The sequence below is a fragment of the Paenibacillus sp. NPDC058367 genome (assembly GCF_042723305.1).
GTDB lineage: Bacteria > Bacillota > Bacilli > Paenibacillales > Paenibacillaceae > Paenibacillus_AQ.
Genome location: NZ_JBHXIZ010000004.1, coordinates 26,804 through 42,662, shown reverse-complemented (window position 1 = coordinate 42,662; position 15,859 = coordinate 26,804). Strand labels below are relative to the sequence as shown.

The 15,859-nt window shown below is 43.4% G+C and carries 15 protein-coding genes; 1 reads left to right on the top strand and 14 read right to left on the bottom strand.

What is annotated here, in order from left to right:
• Positions 1–104: 104 nt before the first annotated feature.
• The 14 genes from ACFWMP_RS20910 to rpsF all read right to left on the bottom strand — a co-directional run bounded on the left by ACFWMP_RS20910 (position 105) and on the right by rpsF (position 15,424).
• Entirely contained in the window at positions 105–1,391 is a 1,287-nt protein-coding gene (locus ACFWMP_RS20910; protein ID WP_379424613.1) for an adenylosuccinate synthase, read from the bottom strand.
• 209 nt (positions 1,392–1,600) lie between these two features.
• Positions 1,601–2,968 (bottom strand): replicative DNA helicase, encoded by a 1,368-nt coding sequence (dnaB, locus tag ACFWMP_RS20905; RefSeq protein ID WP_042131710.1) that lies wholly within the window; start codon positions 2,966–2,968, stop codon positions 1,601–1,603.
• A 1-nt stretch (position 2,969) separates the two neighbouring features.
• Positions 2,970–3,416, bottom strand: coding sequence for a 50S ribosomal protein L9 (gene rplI / locus ACFWMP_RS20900; RefSeq protein WP_042193036.1), 447 nt, complete (start codon positions 3,414–3,416; stop codon positions 2,970–2,972).
• Positions 3,413–5,419, bottom strand: coding sequence for a DHH family phosphoesterase (locus tag ACFWMP_RS20895; RefSeq protein ID WP_340973556.1), 2,007 nt, complete (start codon positions 5,417–5,419; stop codon positions 3,413–3,415). Before ACFWMP_RS20895 ends, rplI begins: the two co-directional genes overlap by 4 nt.
• Before the next feature lie 11 nt (positions 5,420–5,430).
• Positions 5,431–6,348: a DUF2232 domain-containing protein gene (locus ACFWMP_RS20890; protein WP_042193038.1), complete on the bottom strand. Its 918-nt coding sequence runs from the start codon at positions 6,346–6,348 to the stop codon at positions 5,431–5,433.
• 6 nt (positions 6,349–6,354) lie between these two features.
• Complete coding sequence (locus ACFWMP_RS20885; RefSeq protein WP_170880353.1) at positions 6,355–6,657, bottom strand: MazG-like family protein; 303 nt, start codon at positions 6,655–6,657, stop codon at positions 6,355–6,357.
• 213 nt (positions 6,658–6,870) lie between these two features.
• A complete protein-coding gene (locus tag ACFWMP_RS20880) occupies positions 6,871–7,296 on the bottom strand; it encodes a CBS domain-containing protein (protein ID WP_042193039.1) in 426 nt (141 codons plus the stop codon).
• 193 nt (positions 7,297–7,489) lie between these two features.
• Positions 7,490–8,530: an LCP family protein gene (locus ACFWMP_RS20875; protein WP_179085792.1), complete on the bottom strand. Its 1,041-nt coding sequence runs from the start codon at positions 8,528–8,530 to the stop codon at positions 7,490–7,492.
• Positions 8,531–8,846: 316 nt separating this feature from the next.
• Complete coding sequence (locus tag ACFWMP_RS20870; protein ID WP_339244147.1) at positions 8,847–9,791, bottom strand: D-alanyl-D-alanine carboxypeptidase family protein; 945 nt, start codon at positions 9,789–9,791, stop codon at positions 8,847–8,849.
• Between the two features lie 74 nt (positions 9,792–9,865).
• Complete coding sequence (opp4A, locus tag ACFWMP_RS20865; RefSeq protein ID WP_379424612.1) at positions 9,866–11,596, bottom strand: oligopeptide ABC transporter substrate-binding protein; 1,731 nt, start codon at positions 11,594–11,596, stop codon at positions 9,866–9,868.
• A 191-nt stretch (positions 11,597–11,787) separates the two neighbouring features.
• Positions 11,788–13,740: an endonuclease MutS2 gene (locus ACFWMP_RS20860; RefSeq protein ID WP_379424611.1), complete on the bottom strand. Its 1,953-nt coding sequence runs from the start codon at positions 13,738–13,740 to the stop codon at positions 11,788–11,790.
• 550 nt (positions 13,741–14,290) lie between these two features.
• The gene (gene rpsR, locus ACFWMP_RS20855) at positions 14,291–14,563 is read right to left on the bottom strand and encodes a 30S ribosomal protein S18 (RefSeq protein ID WP_036651767.1); all 273 of its coding nucleotides are present in this window, start codon (positions 14,561–14,563) and stop codon (positions 14,291–14,293) included.
• 21 nt (positions 14,564–14,584) lie between these two features.
• Positions 14,585–15,091: a single-stranded DNA-binding protein gene (gene ssb, locus ACFWMP_RS20850; protein ID WP_036677780.1), complete on the bottom strand. Its 507-nt coding sequence runs from the start codon at positions 15,089–15,091 to the stop codon at positions 14,585–14,587.
• Between the two features lie 48 nt (positions 15,092–15,139).
• Entirely contained in the window at positions 15,140–15,424 is a 285-nt protein-coding gene (rpsF, locus tag ACFWMP_RS20845; RefSeq protein WP_036677776.1) for a 30S ribosomal protein S6, read from the bottom strand.
• Between the two features lie 215 nt (positions 15,425–15,639).
• Between rpsF and ACFWMP_RS20840 the strand changes: the two genes are divergently transcribed.
• Positions 15,640–15,837 carry a YjzC family protein gene (locus ACFWMP_RS20840; protein WP_042131720.1) on the top strand — a complete coding sequence of 66 codons (198 nt, stop codon included), beginning with the start codon at positions 15,640–15,642 and terminating at the stop codon, positions 15,835–15,837.
• Positions 15,838–15,859: the final 22 nt, after the last annotated feature.

Sequence of the window (15,859 nt, the reverse complement as noted above, 5' to 3'; positions counted from 1 at the left end):
TATACTCCCAGTATTGACTAGAACCGGCTTCGGGAAACATACGCATAAAAGTAAACATAAAAAAGAGACCTCTCGCGAGGTCCCTTATATATGACTAAATTTATTTAGATATAAATTGGCATTACTTGATTCGTCTGCTCACGGTTACGGCCTACTGAGAAGATGGCGATCGGAATCCCTGTAAGCTCAGATACACGTTCAACATATCTGCGTGTATTCGCTGGCAGATCGCCCAATGTTTTTGCAGAAGTAATATCTTCGCTCCAACCTGGAAGCTCCTCATACACCGCTTCGCACTCTGCCAGCATCTTAAGGCTAGCTGGGTAATGCGTGATTACTTCACCACGGTATTTGTAGCCTGTGCAGATCTTCACAGTCTCAAGTCCACTCAGCACATCCAGCGAGTTAAGAGACAAGCCTGTGATTCCACTTACACGACGAGCGTGACTTACAACAACACTGTCAAACCAACCTACACGGCGAGCACGTCCTGTAACTGTTCCATATTCATGACCTGTTTCACGGATATAATCACCAGTTGCATCGTTCAGTTCTGTAGGGAACGGGCCATCTCCAACACGAGTAGTGTAGGCTTTAGCAACCCCGATAACCTGTTTAATCTTAGAAGGTCCAACACCAGAACCTATGCATACGCCACCTGCAGAAGGGTTAGAAGAAGTAACAAACGGATACGTACCTTGATCGATATCAAGCATTACCCCTTGTGCACCCTCAAACAATACTTTGCGGTCTGCATCAATAGCTTCATTAAGAATGACCGACGTATCTGTCACATAATTACGTAGCACTTCCGCATATTCCAGGTACTGAGTCAGAATCTCTTCAACGTCAAGAGCTTCAGCGCCATATACTTGAGTAATCACTTGGTTCTTCTCTTCCATCAAGTGACGAAGTCTCAATTCGAATTCCTCAGCGTCCATCAGGTCAGCAATACGGATACCGTTACGTGCAGCCTTATCCATGTAACATGGACCGATGCCTTTGCGTGTTGTACCAATCTTGTTCGGACCCTTTCGGTCTTCTTCCAGAGCATCCAGTACCATGTGATAAGGCATAATAACATGAGCCCGGTCGCTGATCACTAAGTTTTTAGTGTCAAAGCCGTTCTCATGAATATAATTAATTTCTTGGATCAAGGCAGCTGGATTAATAACCATCCCGTTACCAATTACACAAGTCTTTTCTTTATAAAATACACCAGAAGGGATTAAGCTGAGCTTAAACTTCTCACCGTCAATCAGAATCGTGTGACCGGCATTATTGCCCCCTTGATAACGGGCAACCACATCTGCACTTTCCGCTAGAAAGTCAGTGATTTTCCCTTTACCTTCGTCTCCCCATTGTGTTCCCACGACGACTACCGTTGACATGTTCATTCCTCCGTAGGTGCTAGCAAGCACCATTATTTTTCATAATATGGGCCCTGTACGTCATTCTTATGTACGTAGCCCTCCGGACTCCAAGCGGATTTACCCACTAAAGGACAATACTCAGTGTAACAGCCGTTTTTTTCAAAGTCAAATAAAACGAACGATTACACAAAGAAATGTGCAATCGTTCGGATATCATACATGACAGGTTACCCAGCAAATGGTTCTGCATGTGCTCGCTCGTAGTTAACGAACTTGTTGAAGTTTTTGAGGAAGACAAGCTCTACTGTCCCAACGGGACCATTACGCTGTTTAGCTATAATAATTTCAATAATATTTTTCTTCTCAGTGTCCTGATTGTAATAGTCGTCACGATACAAGAACGCAACAATGTCGGCATCCTGCTCGATAGAACCGGATTCACGCAAGTCACTCATCATCGGTCGTTTATCCTGACGTTGTTCCACACCCCGGCTAAGCTGCGACAGGGCGATAACCGGCACGTCCAATTCACGAGCGATCTGCTTCAATGTACGGGATATATCCGATACTTCCTGTTGACGGTTTTCCCCGCCTTTACCGCGGCCCTGAATGAGCTGCAAGTAGTCAATGACGATCATCCCCAGGCCCTTTTCCTTCTTGAGCCTCCGGCATTTCGCACGAATATCCGTTACAGTAATCCCTGCTGTATCATCGATATAAATCTCCGCCTCCGATAGGGACTGAATGCCCATAGTCAGCTTCGACCAATCATCATCACTCTTGAAGTCACCGGTACGCATAGTATTCGCATCCAGATTAGCTTCGGCACAAATCATCCGCTGTACTAGCTGCGGCGCAGACATTTCCAGACTAAATATGGCAACCGTCTCTTTGGCACGCACGGCCACATTCTGAGCAATATTTAGCGCGAATGCTGTCTTACCTACAGAAGGACGGGCTGCAACAATAATCAAATCATTGCGCTGGAATCCATTAGTCATATGGTCTAAATCCACAAATCCCGTTGGAATACCTGACATGCCGCCCTTATCTTTATTCTGATGGAGGAGTTCAACCTTATCAAATACTTCCATCAAAACATCACGGATTGCGATAAATCCACTGCCGCTGCGCCGGTTAGAGATTTCAAGAATTCGCCGTTCTGCATCACTCAGCATATCGGCTACATCTTCACCGCCAGTGTAACCCTCGCTTACGATTTGCGTCGCTGTACGAATCAAACGCCGTAACATAGCCTTTTCTTCAATAATCTGCGCGTAGTATTCTACGTTAGCCGCAGTAGGCACAGCATGCGCCAGCTTAGCTAGGTAGCTAACACCACCAATATCTTCGAGCTCTCCCTTGTCCTGCAGTCTAGAAGTAAGCGTAACAAGATCAATCGGCTGGCTCTCTTCTCCGAGCTGCACCATCGCCTCAAAAATCATTTGATGCGCTTTATCGTAGAAGTCTTCGGTATTCACCCGTTCCATTGCAGTAATGAGCGCTTCATCCTGCAACAGAACAGCACCAATTACCGCTTGCTCCGCCTCAAGATTCTGCGGGGGAACCCGATCGAAAAAGAGATCTCCACCCATGTTACTCCTCCGTTACCTGAACCTTAAGGGTAGCCTTTACTTCAGTGTGTAGTTTTATACTTACTTGAAACACTCCCAAATGACGAATCGGCTCTCCTAGCTCAATCTTGCGCTTATCGATGGAAATGCTTTGAGTGGAAGCTAACGTTTCAGCAATTTGTTTGCTCGTGATTGCGCCGAATAGACGGCCGCCTTCACCTGCTTTTGCTTTCATAGTCAGGGTAAGCTCATCTATCTTCTTGCCCAGTTGCTGAGCTTCTTCTTTTTCGTTATCTTTACGGCGTTGTTCAGCAGCTGCTTGATTCTCAAGCGTCTTCACATTGCCTTCCGTTGCCGGACGAACTAATCCACGTGGTAATAGGAAGTTCGAAGCATAACCTTCGGATACCTCTTTAACCTGACCTTTTTTACCTTGACCCTTAACATCTTTTATGAAAATGACCTTCATTCGAATAAACCCTCTTTCGATTCGATTTCAGCCAGCACTTGCAGCAGTCTGGCTTCTGCTTCTTTACATGTTCCTTCTAGCTGTACCGCGGCGTTCGATAGATGCCCACCGCCACCCATTTTTTCCATCACGACCTGTACATTCATACGCCCAAGTGATCGAGCACTAATGCTTATCAGGCCGTCTGGTCGCTCACTAATGACAAATGAAGCGACTACGTTCGTCATCCCAAGTAATGTATCCGCAGTCTGAGCGATAAGTAGCTGTGGAATCTTCATACCTGGTGCCGTAACGACCAATGCGATTTGATCATAAATCATACGCGCATGTTTGATAATTTCGGCTTTTGAAATATACTCCTGTAAATCCTCTTTCAGCATACGCTGAATAAGAACGGTATCCGCACCATTTCGGCGCAGAAACCCTGCAGCTTCAAATGTACGTGAGCCTGTATGCAGTGCAAAGTGCTTCGTATCTACAGTAATTCCCGCTAAGAGCATTGTAGCATCCAATGGACTAATCTTTACCTTCTCATGGATATATTGAAGCAACTCTGTCACCAGCTCACAGGTTGATGAAGCATAGGGCTCTAAATAGACAAGTACAGCATCGTTGATGAACTCTTCACCTCTACGGTGATGATCCACCACCACAATTCTACTCGCATATTGCACAAGCCGCGGTTCCATTGTCATAGATGCCTTATGGGTATCTACAACAATAAGCAGTGTATGCTCCGTCATCACTTGTAAAGACTGCTCCGTTGTGATGAACGACTTAAACAATTCATCATCTTTCCGAATCTGCTCCATCATGTTCGTTATGGAAGGATTAGGAGTCTCCATCACAATGCTAGCCTCTACATTATACATCTGTGCGGCTCTCAGAAGGCCAATCGCAGCACCAACAGCATCGATATCTGGTGTCCGGTGGCCGAGGATCAGCACACGGTCGCTCTCCTGCATTAAATCACGCAGCGCATGCGCAATGACTCGTGCCCGCACTCGTGTACGCTTCTCCGCAGCATTACTCTTTCCACCGTAGAAAGACAACCTCTGGCCTGCTTTTACAGCAGCCTGATCTCCACCTCGGCCGAGCGCCATATCCAAACTGGATTGTGCTAAGGCACCTAGCTCGCTTGCAGAGTCCGCTCCAAATGCCATACCAATACTCAGTGTCATGGGTACTTTAAGGTCGGCCGTCATTTCCCTAATCTCATCGAGAATAACGAATCGACTTTCTTCCAGTGCTTGCAGACTACGATGATTAAGTAGCATTAGATAACGCTCAGACGACAGACGACGCAGATAAACATCAAACTGTTTACTCCATTCGGTGATCTCACTCGCTACCTTAGCGATCAGAGAAGTACGCTGTTGATCATCCATTCCTTGAGCAGATTCATCTAGATTATCCATCATCACTATGCCAATCGCCAGCTTCTCATCCTCATAACGCTCACGTAGCACCACAAGCTCAGTGATATCATACATGTAAAGAATACGTTCACTTGGAATAATGACAGCTTGATAAAATCGTTCATCCACAGTGAGCTCAATGCGAGTGTCATGCAATACGCCATCTTTGTGAACATCCCGTTTTCCCGATACATTCGTCGTAAAAAAAGACTGCATATCCGGCAGCAATTCCAGTAGCGGTTCCCCAACTAAAGACTTGCGCGCAAAAATATCACCAGCATAGCGGTTATTCCATTCTACTGTTCGATCTTCGCTAAACAGAATGATTCCGAGGGGCAGCATACTCACTGCTTCTCCCTCCACTCGCTTAATACGAAAAGTTAATCCGTTAATATATTCCACCAGATTACGGCGGAACGAAATTTCCGTCTTCAGCATATAGAAGCATAATGTACCTGCCAGAAACAGGCTAACGACCCCAAGAGCCCAGTTATAAATACTAACAATTATAATAAGGGCCAACAGCAGCATGAACGCCCATACGGTATGATAGCCGTGCCAGCGCCTTTGCAGAAATTTAGGCATGAACTCTCACCCTATCGTTTCGATTTCGTCACATACTCCCGCAGTGGGAAAGCAAGATCAATAATACCGATAATGCGTAGCGGCGGCAGCAAAATGACCGGTATTGCTAGCAGAATGGCAACCATCTTGTTCCATTTGCGTTCATGCGCCAGGAAGAAGAAAAATCCAATCGCCTGAATCATAAAGCCAATTCGTAGCAACGGCAGTAGATTGGCAGAAATCATGAGGATGTAATTATTCTCTGATCCTGAGAAGAAGAGCTGAAGAACCACACCAATCAAATAATACCAAATAAACGATCTCGAAAGTCTCCATTCACGAGCAGGCTTCATCTTAGGCACTGCATAATTCATACTGTTCAGAATCGGACGAACAATAGAATGCGTAATGACAGCTATCATAAAAGAGCTTACGATTAGAGTCATTGGGATCATTTGAACCGTCATATGACTTAGCTTGTTTACATCCTCAGTCGTAAATCCAAGATCAGTAAACAGTGGATTAGCAGTACCAAGATCAGACAGAGGAGAGTTAACCATCTGCAGCACATCGTTCACATAGTTAGACAAATCAAAGTTAAATAACGCCGTACCGAGTAATAAGAGTAACAGGAATTCTCCAAGAATCGTAACCGTACCTGCAATCACGGTAGATACTGCTGAAGCATGTCTTTTATACCAACGTCCCATTACCAGAGCAGGTATTAAGAAATACGCCGCGATCAGCACATAAATAGGTGTAATCAGACCAACAATCAGCAACACCGGCAATACGTGTATAACGAATTGTTTGGTGTTCAGCGTAGTGAATAACACTACTGCCGGAACAATCATAAATAGGGTAGTGATGATGAGCAGTGGAGTCGTTAAACTAAGCAGCAAAAGTAAATATACTACGCTCCAAGCCACAGATGACCAGCGAAATTTCAACAGTATTCACCTCTTACGCATATGTTCTTCTAAAGCAGATATATCTTGATACCATTCTTCCAGTTGATGCCCTTCCTGCTTATGCTTTCTGAGCTTCTCGAGTAGCAAGTCATCTAATTGACGATAGGGAATCCCTAGTCTGCGGCCCAAAATATAAGAGCTCATAATCAAACTAGCCAGGCTGTCGCCCACACGGGTAGTACTGCCTTCCCATAACGCTTTAAATAACCGTGAAACTTGGTCAATCACTTCTGTTTTTAACCATTCAATTACCTTGGCGCGTTTAGCGACATCCAGATCCTTCGGCACATTGGACACGTCTCTCTACCTCCGGCAAAAAGCTTTATTCTCCATTATAGCATAAAAAATTCCGTGTCACACAAGGGCGCCCCGCGCACCTTAAGTATGCTTCAACAAGGGATGAACTAGTACTTCTTACATTTTTAAAAAAGACCTGCTTTCCGTTATCGCCGGAAATACAGGCCTTGTTCCGATTGCTTCTATTACCGCGAATAAATTGGGCTATAATGACTCTTGAGATTGTTTTGATACAAATTTCTCACAATATTCTATGACTTGACTCCGGCGAACGATGCCAATAAACCGGTTCATATCATCGACTACAGGAACAAAGTTCTGTACCTTAGCCAAATTAATCAGATCTTCCATATCCGCATCAATCGAGACAGGTCTGTTATTCATCCTCAACGGCAAATCTTTAAGCAAGAATTTTGAAGCGTTCTCGAAAGTAACCTTGCCCTCGGATTCCTTCATATACCAGAGCAGATCACCCTCTGTAACCGTACCAGCGTATTCTCCATTTCGGTTCAAAATAGGGACAGCAGTATAACGGTGATACTCCATCCTCTCCAACGTTTGGCGTAGCGTTGAATCGATCGTTACGCAAGCGACTTCCTGTTTCGGAAGTAAAAAAAATGCAATATTCATCTCTTGATCCTCCTCAAAGAGTTCCGAAGGAATTACGGTTCTTTAACTTCCTTTTACTACCATGCAAAATTATTAATACGTGGCAGCTTAATAATCGTTCCAATACATTATAGCATGAAGACAGTAAGCAGCAGCCATAAGAATGTGAATGGCTGCTGCAATTAATTATATGAGTTTGAACTCCACTTTAGAATTATTGCGTAACTGCTGTTGATTTAGGCTCCAGTGCATTACTTGCTTTTCCCGGCTCAATTAGTTGATCTACAGGTGTTGCTGCACTCATCCAGTTGTCGATCATCGCCTTAGCTTCACTCAAATCCTCTTCATCAACGATATCATAGTAAACACCATCCATACGTTTACCTTCACCCATAACTGTGAAGCTTGAGATATCCATGCCTTTTCCGCCCATGAATTTTTTGGCTAGACTAATGATCATCGAAGGCTCTATATCGGTTTTGAAATTATCTCCCATAATATCCAGCAACTTCGGAATGTTGCCAATTTGACTAATCGATAACATTTTATTCGCTACAACATCAATAAAAACCTGTTGGCGTTTGGTACGGTTAAAGTCACTATCCTCACGATAACGCGTATAGTTCAGTGCTTCTTGTCCGTTATAAAGCGACTTTCCAGCTTCAATTGTAAACTTTTCATGATCCTTACCCTTGTTCACAATGTCTTTCTTAATCGGCAGCGGAACGCCTCCAATAGCATCTACAGCATCCTTGAGTCCTTGGAAATTTATTGTCGCATAATATTGAATATCATGACCAAGCAGAGCTTCTAGAGAATCCTTGGCCATCTGTTGCCCCCCAAAAGCATAGGCATGTGTAATCTTATCCTTTTTATTATCCTTATGACCTATAATTTCCGTATACGTATCACGCGGAATAGAAATGAGCAGGATCTTATAGTCCTCAGGCCGAACAACAGCGTACATCATGGTATCTGAACGTGCCGTTTCATTATCACGTTGATCGGTACCTAGCAACATAATTGAGAACGGATCGCTCTTGTACACAACCGGTTCTGGCTTAACCTTATTATCATCCTTAAGCGGCTGGTAAGATTCTTCCTTTAGCTTAGTTTCAACCCGATCAGACAAAAAGAGGTCGAAGGCTAATACAGCCAGGGAATTACGAAACAGAAAGCCTCCCGCTATAATAACAACAAGAACAATGAGGGCGATATATCTTTTCTTTATTTTTTTCATCTTTGATTCCTTCATTTTTGATTCCTTCTTTATTGTAGAATAATTGCTTGCCATATATATAATGCTTCCTGAATCTTTATCAGGCAGTCATGACTTTATTTCTCACGGCGATCAACTGACCCTTATTCCATTATCTTATTGTCCCCCCTTTCAAGAAATTCAGGTCATTCAAAATTATAGAAAAAAAAGTTTTTTGCTGTTCTAAAATAATGTGGACTAAAACAATATTTCTATTGTAATCACTAAATGGATAAAAAGAAACCACAAATAACGACATGAATAGGGAAAAAGCACCAAACCAAGTAATAAATACTGGTATGGCGCTCCGACTTTAGTTCCTAATTCTGAGCGGATTCATCATATGTTTAACCCGATCTCCGGATTGTAAACCACGGAAAAATCCGTAATCAAATAATTTTGCTGCCCCTTCAAATCGGCTCTCATAAGTCTTTGCCCCCATAACGACTGCAATAAGCCTATGCCCATCCCGCTGAGCCGAGCCTGCAATACAGTATCCTGCCCGGTTATTATGTCCAGTCTTTAAACCATCTGTACCCTCATAAGCGTAAATGCCACCCATAGCTGGCAACATGAAATTGCTATTACTTACATATAGCCCCTTATTCTTCAAATGCATTTGTGTACGGCTGGAAATATTGAGAATATCCGGATGATGATAGATTAGTGCGGCAGCCAATTTAGCGGTATCACGAGCTGTCATCATAGTCTCACCGCTGATATGCATATTCGGATCAGTGAAACCAAGATCCTTACCTGATAGGCCCGTTGCATTAGTAAATATTGTACGAGAAGATAAGCCTAGACTATGTGCCTTGTCGTTCATCATGAGCACAAAAGAGGCTTCTGAACCAGCCATATACTCAGCCAATGCAACAGTAGCATCGTTGGCAGAATAAATAGTGACTCCTTCGAATAATTCTCTTATAGTATAGAATTCTCCCCGCTTCAATGAGAGACTTGTGCCGCCCATTTTACTTGCATAGGCACTAATTGGGACTCTATCCTCCCATCTAATCATTCCAGAGGAGATTTGATCCAGCACAATCATTTCTGTCATTAATTTAGATACACTGGCCGGTGGCATGGGTACATCACCATTAATATCCACCCATATATCTCCGGTATCCATATCTAGAAGCACTGCTGATTCCGCGTCAATATTCGGTTTAAAACCAAGCCCAGTTGGCCTCCATACCGCAATTAAGACAACGACTAATACAGCTGCGATTGCCCCCACTACTATCCGTCTCTTCATCGTCGTCATCCTCCATACTATATATGACGAATGAAACTACAATTTGATTTCACTTTTCACAAAAAATTATTATTTTATTTTTCGTCCTCTTCCTTAATCCACCATTTATAAGGGTCAATAATCGTACTCATTGAATTCACGCGAACGCCCTGTAGGCGCTTATTTACTGGAACTATCGCTTTTCGTTCGGCAAAAAAGATCATAGGCACCTCTTCATTAACCAGCTTCTGCCACTCATAGTATATTTCTTTACGATAATCCATATCGTATGCCTTCATACTTACGCCTTCACGAATCAGCTCTTCATTCCGCTCGGAAGACCAACGGGGATAGTTCCATAGATCATTTTCTCTCCATAGACCTGTTGGATCGGGATCACTCGCTAACCCCCATACTCCGTAAAATAGTTCGATAGACGGATCATCGGCTTCCACTGCATCGTAGAAAGCATGGAATTCCTTTAAGGCTCCACCGTTCAGCTGTACATCGAGTCCAACATCACGCCAATTTCTTAAAATGGCATTAGTACGTAGCTCTGCTGTTTGACTGCCTAGCATAGAATCAAAATGGATCATCAGCTTCTGGCCCTTTGGGTCTTCCCGTAATCCATCACCGTCTAGATCCAAGAACCCAGCAGCATCCAGCAGTTCCTTGGCCTTTGTAGGATTATATAGATAAGCATTAATCTCAGTATCAGGGATCTTCGCCCAGCTAGTGCTAGATATTGGAGTCTCTACAGCCTCAGCTAGACCGTGGGAATATGCTTTGATGATCCCTTCACGATCTAAAGCATAATACATAGCTTGCCGTAATCTTTTGTCTTCAAATTTAGGGTTATCCATTACGATGGTCTCGGTTTCCGTATCCCAATGCCCGAATTTAAAACCTATATATTCATAGCCTAGCTCAGCAGTTTGCAGGATGTTAATGTTATCCAGTTTTTTTAGATCATCATAAGCATCCCGAGGGGCTGACTCTATGTCAATCTCTCCTGTTTGAAAGCGTTCAGCCACTTCCTTATCGTCAAATGCCTTATACACTATCCCATCCAATAGCGCTTTGCCCTTGTAGTATTGATCAAAACGTTTCATTTCTACCCTCTGGCCAGGCTGAATATGTTCAACCTCAAAAGGGCCAATACCTATAGGAGATTTTCGCATCTGGTCACTTTCAGGCATATCTTTAACAGCAATTCCAGTATAGTATTTTTTATTCATCGGATAGGGCCACAGACTATCGATGGTGTTTACCCGTGCAGCAGTTACAGTTATTTTCAAAGTATAAGGATCTATAACCTTCAATCCGGATATGCCCTTCGCTTCTCCCTCATGATAGGCCTCTGCACCCTGAATCATTTCAACACTATAATAATGCGAGCCCGTATAATCTGGACTAGCAATAGTTTCAATTGCGAATTTCCAATCCTCTACCGTTAATTCATCACCGTTATGCCAACGGATTCCCGGTTTAATTTTAAAGGTAAATACTTTATGATCATCAGATTCCTGCCAAGAGGCGATATTAGGAACCGTCACTAGTTCATCATTTACCTGAAACATCGGCTCAGTAATAAATTCCAGCACATGAAAATCATCTTCACCTTCATAAAAAGCAGGCTCAAACAAACCCGTAAATGGTGAGGAGAATCCGTAGGTAACTACTCCACCAGCTTGTGGCTTATCGTCTACTATATTATGGCGCGAAGATAATGGATTACTGCTAGAAGTTGTTCTACTACATGCTGACAATAGAGTTGCCATCACGAGCAGCGTTAACAACAACCTGCATATTTTCTTATTATTCATGTGTTTCTTCCCTTCTCTAGTTGAACGTATATCTACATTTAAGTTATGGAACATAAATATTTTTACTGTAACAAAGTTTTATGGTGGTTACAATAACTTCTAAGCCCTAGGCCTTTACTCCTGCTTGAAATTCACTTATTTCGTTATATCTATAAAAAAAGACCTGTCTCGTGGACAGATCTTCATTGAATCTATTCTTCATCTCTGTGCGTAATCGTTAAACCCTCAACATGTTTACGCTGCATCAGCTTGCGCTTTTTACGTGTATCCTTACTCTCAAAAATAATATCAAAGTCATATTCCTCCGGGTATAGCTCTTCTTTTGAAAGATAGGGCTTCAACCGCTTATGGTTAATTTTCATTTTTTGCTTCTGGATCATCACCCCAACCATTCCTAAATGATCTCTCTTCTCATATACGATCCCTGTCCGGCCGAGTGACGTTACCACGACTGCATCTCCAATTTCAAATTGAATCAGCTTCTCCTTGCTGCGGTCAGATGGAGTAGCCTCTTCTTCTGCATTGCCATGTTCCTCTACTGGAAGTGCATCATATTCCTGTTCTCCATCTTTGCTGAAAAGATTTCCCCATGCCTCTCCGCTGCCTTTCTGTAGCCTTTGTTGCTGCGCCTCTACGATTTCCCATGATCTCTTAATAACGTTATCCTCTATCCCCAGCTTTTTAGCGATCTGCAGAGCGTAACTTTCCCCCGCTTCTCCAATCGTCAATCGATACAACGGCTGTAGCGTTTCTTTATCAAATTCCATTCGCGCATTTTGAAAGCCCGTCGTTGCGGCTGCAAAGGCTTTTAGCTCATTAAAATGTGTAGTAACAATAATATTCGCCCCTTTACGGCTCAGCTCTTCCAGAATCGCGATAGAGAGCGCAATGCCCTCCCCGGGATCCGTACCAGCCGCCAGCTCGTCAATGAGCAGCAGCACCCCCTTAGATGCATCTCTCAGCATTCCCTCAATACTCTTCATTTGCGCCGAGAATGTGCTGAGGGATTGTGCCAGACTTTGTCCGTCGCCAATTACACTGATTACATCCGTAAAAATAGTGAATTCGCTACCCTCCTCGACCGGAATCAACAGCCCCGATTGAGCCATGATCGTCAGCAGCCCTAGTGTCTTAAGGACCACAGTTTTACCACCTGTATTTGGACCTGTAATGATGAGGGATTTATACCCCTTACCAACCTCCAGATTGATCGGAATCATCCCCTTCAGCATGGGATGCCTGCCTCCATTCATCTTTAGAAAGCCTTTCGCATTCAGCGTAACAGAAGATGCCCCCAGCGTTCGTGCATATTTAGCTTTAGCAAAAATAAAATCATACGTGCCCGTAGCCTCAATATTAAGGTGCAGGGCAGCCTGTTCCTGTTCTACCAAGCTAGTCAGCATGCTGAGGATTACGGCTTCTTCTCGCGCCTCTTCACCCAAAAGTAAATCAAGTTCAATTTGGAGAGCAGCGATCTCGTCTGGTTCAATAAACACCGTCTGTCCACTTGTGGATTGATCAAGCACCGATCCTTTTATTTGTTTATGATATTCCCGTTTTACGGGGATAACGTAACGGCCACCTCGCTGACTATAAATATTCTCCTGCAAAATCGATTGATGGCGTGACATAATTCCGTCGATTTTTTTATGAAGACGTTCTTTAGCCACTACAATCCGTTTTCGAACTCGCTCTAACCCCTTGCTTGCTCCATCATCAATCGCTCCAAAACGGATACAGCGATCAATAGCCTCCCTCACGTGATTTAACTCCATCAACGAGGATGCATATGCAGCAATCCGCGGAGCGCTCTGTTCTTTAGAGGCCATATATTTGCGCAGTTGACTACAGCTCTTAAGAAATGTAGCAACCGCAGTGAAATCTTGCTCACTGTACAAATATCCAGTCCCCATTAATGACATGATCCACTCAATGCCTTCTAGTGAAGGAATGGGTACACTCGATCCTCGTTCCAGCAGTTCTTTAGCTTCAGAAGTTTCCTCCATTGCTCTTTGAATCGTCGGCAAATAGGTCATTGGCATAAGCTCTTCTACAGCTTTTTTTCCTACATAAGATACTGCGTGGCGCCCAAGCTCTGTTTTAATGATTTCGTATTCCAGCATGTTTAGACTTTGTAAATTCACAGCAAATCCTCCTTCAAATCTCTATTGGTTTGGACCTAATTCTCCATAACGCAAAGAAGGGCAAAGAATGCCACTATGGCAGTCCTTGCCCTTCTTTTTATACTGATGCCCTCTATCGTCCTAAGGCCCCGAAATGAGAACAGGTGCCGAAAAACAAAAAAACCGTGCAATAAGAGCACGGTTAATTACAAAGAGAACAACAGCCGTAAAGAGGCCATTTGACGCTTCGTGTGTTCTTAACTAAATCATCCACCCGTAAGGAACAACAGACTGCTGCGTAATACGAACTCAAATAGAGCACGTAATCGCCTCATGACGAGCCTGCTAAAGCCTTCCTAATCAAGTGTTATGAAATTGCTAGTTAAGAACGGTCACCGACATCAAAATTTCCCCTTTAGTTATAGGATAGCTGTAATTTAACATAATAAAGTGCCAACGTCAAACGATTCAACGCCCAAATAATTCGATTTCATGCTTACCCTACTATTAATACTTCCTTTTCTGCATACAAAAAAAGCAGCCGGTTTCCCGACTGCTTTTATAAAACGTCCTATTCCGTTGTGTAAGGAAGCAACGCGATTTGACGCGAGCGTTTTACAGCAATGGTAAGAGCGCGTTGGTATTTTGCACTTGTACCTGTTACACGACGTGGCAAAATCTTTCCACGTTCGCTGATGAACTTCTTAAGAAGTTCGGTATCTTTATAATCAATGTGAGTAATCTTGTTCACAGTGAAAAAGCAAACTTTTTTACGCTTGTTGCGTCCACCACGACGTGCTGGTCTTTTGTCGTTGTCAGCGCCTTCTCTTGGTTTAAAAGCCATATTCTTTTCAGTCCTTCCTAATTAAAATGGCAAATCATCATCCGATATATCAATCGGTTTACCATCGCCCGAAAAAGGATCTTGAGTATTGTTGTTACGCGAGAAATTATTGTTGTTATTTCCGCGTCCAGCGTTACCACCGCCACCATATGCTGGCTCTTCAGGCATACTACTTGCACCACTTGAAGTATTTCCACCTTCACGGCTCTGTGAAGATTCCAGGAAACGAACATTATCAGCAATAACTTCAGTTACGTATACACGTTTGCCTTCGTTATTCTCATAATTCCGCACTTGGATGCGTCCTTCCACTGCTGTCAGACGACCTTTGCGCAAGTAATTGGCACAGGTTTCTGCTAGCTGTCTCCAGGTTACAACCGGGATGAAGTCTGCCTCACGTTCACCGTTCTGGCCCGTAAAGTTACGATCTACGGCTAGCGTAAATTGCGTTACGGCAACACCAGCGGGAGTATAACGAAGTTCCGGGTCACGGGTCAACCGTCCGATCAAAATGATACGGTTCAACAATTCTGGTCCCCTCCTTTAGAGCGATTCATTACAAAGCTTGTCAAGATCTTAAGCAACGTCGTTCGTAATGAGATAACGAATAACTTCGTCAGAAATCTTCATAAGACGTTCTAATTCAGTAACTACTGCAGGTTCTGCATTGAAGTTAACCAAAACATAAACGCCATCACGGAATTTCTTGATCTCATACGCAAGACGGCGTTTACCTTGCACTTCGTGCTTTGTAATTTCCCCGCCATTGGAGATGATGCCTTGGAATTTATCGACTGCTGCTTGAACGGCTTCTTGTTCAATGTCAGGACGAATAATGTACATCACTTCATATTTGCGCATAATTTTCACCTCCTTATGGTCTGAGGCCCCTAATCACGTCAGGAGCAAGGAACGAGCACAAACATAGACTCGCACCTGATTAATATACCAAAATGAACAGCAGAGTGCAAGCAATATTAATACAGGACAACTCCTCCCCCTCTTTTTACATGAAAAAATCACTACCTGCGCACAATAATTACGAATTCATCTACACTAAAAAAGGAGGAATAATGATGGGTGAGAAAACGGAATATGAAGAAGGCGACAAGGCCCCCAATCCAGGCATGTACACAGAGGTAGGCGAAGCCCGAAGCTTCCATACTGAGATTTCTAATCCACAGCACATTAAAATGGAAAAAGGAGACACCTTCCCTGAGACCACCAACAAAAATCGAAAGTGGAAAAAGGTTGAAAAAGCACGGGTCCACTAATTCAAAAATATTTTAAAAATAA

What these genes read in the sequence shown, in the direction of transcription:
- dnaB (WP_042131710.1), bottom strand. Translation starts at nt 2,968, where the DNA reads ATGGGTGGAGATCTCTTTTTCGATCGGGTTCCCCCGCAGAATCTTGAG.
- ACFWMP_RS20880 (WP_042193039.1), bottom strand. Translation starts at nt 7,296, where the DNA reads ATGAATATTGCATTTTTTTTACTTCCGAAACAGGAAGTCGCTTGCGTA.
- rpsF (WP_036677776.1), bottom strand. Translation starts at nt 15,424, where the DNA reads ATGCGCAAATATGAAGTGATGTACATTATTCGTCCTGACATTGAACAA.
- ACFWMP_RS20910 (WP_379424613.1), bottom strand. Translation starts at nt 1,391, where the DNA reads ATGTCAACGGTAGTCGTCGTGGGAACACAATGGGGAGACGAAGGTAAA.
- ACFWMP_RS20870 (WP_339244147.1), bottom strand. Translation starts at nt 9,791, where the DNA reads ATGAAGAGACGGATAGTAGTGGGGGCAATCGCAGCTGTATTAGTCGTT.
- rpsR (WP_036651767.1), bottom strand. Translation starts at nt 14,563, where the DNA reads ATGGCTTTTAAACCAAGAGAAGGCGCTGACAACGACAAAAGACCAGCA.
- ACFWMP_RS20840 (WP_042131720.1), top strand. Translation starts at nt 15,640, where the DNA reads ATGGGTGAGAAAACGGAATATGAAGAAGGCGACAAGGCCCCCAATCCA.
- opp4A (WP_379424612.1), bottom strand. Translation starts at nt 11,596, where the DNA reads ATGAATAATAAGAAAATATGCAGGTTGTTGTTAACGCTGCTCGTGATG.
- ACFWMP_RS20875 (WP_179085792.1), bottom strand. Translation starts at nt 8,530, where the DNA reads ATGAAGGAATCAAAGATGAAAAAAATAAAGAAAAGATATATCGCCCTC.
- ACFWMP_RS20895 (WP_340973556.1), bottom strand. Translation starts at nt 5,419, where the DNA reads ATGCCTAAATTTCTGCAAAGGCGCTGGCACGGCTATCATACCGTATGG.
- rplI (WP_042193036.1), bottom strand. Translation starts at nt 3,416, where the DNA reads ATGAAGGTCATTTTCATAAAAGATGTTAAGGGTCAAGGTAAAAAAGGT.